General features: G+C 64.8%; 1 protein-coding gene. It reads right to left on the bottom strand.

The genetic code is table 11. The features are described 5' to 3' along the window. Nucleotides 1-1,592 (bottom strand): maltose alpha-D-glucosyltransferase (gene treS, locus I3F54_RS31805; protein WP_240122396.1); only part of this gene is annotated, 1,592 nt, incomplete at both ends.

The raw sequence follows: 1,592 nt of genomic DNA on the forward strand, positions 1-1,592 counted from the left end.
AAGCGCACTCCGCCGAAGAGTTCGACCGGGTGGCGGCTGTTGAAGGTACGCAGGTCGAGTTCGGTGGGTTGGGCGAAGCGGGAGAAGTTGTGGACGCACAGGACGAGGTCGTCCTCGTACTCGCGCAGGAAGGCGAGGACGGCGGGGTTGGAGGAGTTGAGTTCGGTGTAGGTGCCGAGGCCGAAGGCGGGGTTCTGTTTGCGGATCTCGATCATGCGGCGGGTCCAGTGCAGCAGGCTGGAGGGTGAGGACATGGAGGCCTCGACGTTGGTGACCTGGTAGCCGTGGACGGGGTCCATGATCGTGGGGAGGTAGAGGCGGCCGGGGTCGCTGGAGGAGAAGCCGGCGTTGCGGTCGGGGGTCCATTGCATGGGGGTGCGGACGCTGTCGCGGTCGCCGAGCCAGATGTTGTCGCCCATGCCGATCTCGTCGCCGTAGTAGAGGATGGGCGAGCCGGGCAGGGAGAGCAGGAGTGCGGTGAAGAGTTCGATCTGGTTGCGGTCGTTGTCGAGGAGGGGGGCGAGGCGGCGGCGGATGCCGATGTTGGCGCGCATCCGGGGGTCTTTGGCGTACTCGGCGTACATGTAGTCGCGTTCTTCGTCGGTGACCATTTCGAGGGTGAGCTCGTCGTGGTTGCGGAGGAAGATGCCCCATTGGCAGCCGGAGGGGATGGCGGGGGTCTTGGCGAGGATCTCGGAGACGGGGTAGCGGGATTCGCGGCGGACGGCCATGAAGATGCGGGGCATGACGGGGAAGTGGAAGGCCATGTGGCATTCGTCGCCGCCGGTGGTGTAGTCGCCGAAGTAGTCGACGACGTCTTCGGGCCACTGGTTCGCTTCTGCGAGGAGCACGGTGTCCGGGTAGTGGGCGTCGATCTCCTTGCGGACCCGTTTGAGGAAGTCGTGGGTGGCGGGGAGGTTCTCGCAGTTGGTGCCTTCTTCGGCGTAGAGGTAGGGGACGGCGTCGAGGCGGAAGCCGTCGATGCCGAGGTCGAGCCAGAAGCGGAGTCCGGCGAGCATTTCTTCCTGTACGGCGGGGTTTTCGTAGTTGAGGTCTGGTTGGTGGGCGAAGAAGCGGTGGAAGAAGTACTGCTTGCGTACCGGGTCGAAGGTCCAGTTCGATGCTTCGGTGTCGACGAAGATGATTCTGGCGTCGTCGTATTGTTTGTCGTCGTCGGCCCACATGTAGTAGTCGCCGTAGGGGCCGTCGGGGTGTTTGCGGGACTCCTGGAACCACGGGTGCTGGTCGCTGGTGTGGTTCATGACGAAGTCGATGATGACGCGCATGCCGCGTTGGTGGGCGGCGTCGACGAACTCCACGAAGTCGGCGAGGTCGCCGAACTCGGGGAGGACGGCGGTGTAGTCGGAGACGTCGTAGCCGCCGTCCCTGAGGGGGGACTTGAAGAAGGGCGGCAGCCACAGGCAGTCCACGCCGAGCCATTGCAGGTAGTCGAGTCTGGCGGTCAGGCCCTTGAGGTCGCCGACGCCGTCGCCGTTGCTGTCCTGGAAGGAACGGACGAGGACCTCGTAGAAGACGGCGCGCTTGAACCAGTCGGGGTCGCGGTCCTTGACCGGGGTGTCCTCGAAGGTGTC

Origin of the sequence: Streptomyces sp. MUM 2J, assembly GCF_022414535.1 — a bacterium.
In the GTDB taxonomy this organism is placed as follows: Bacteria; Actinomycetota; Actinomycetes; order Streptomycetales; family Streptomycetaceae; genus Streptomyces.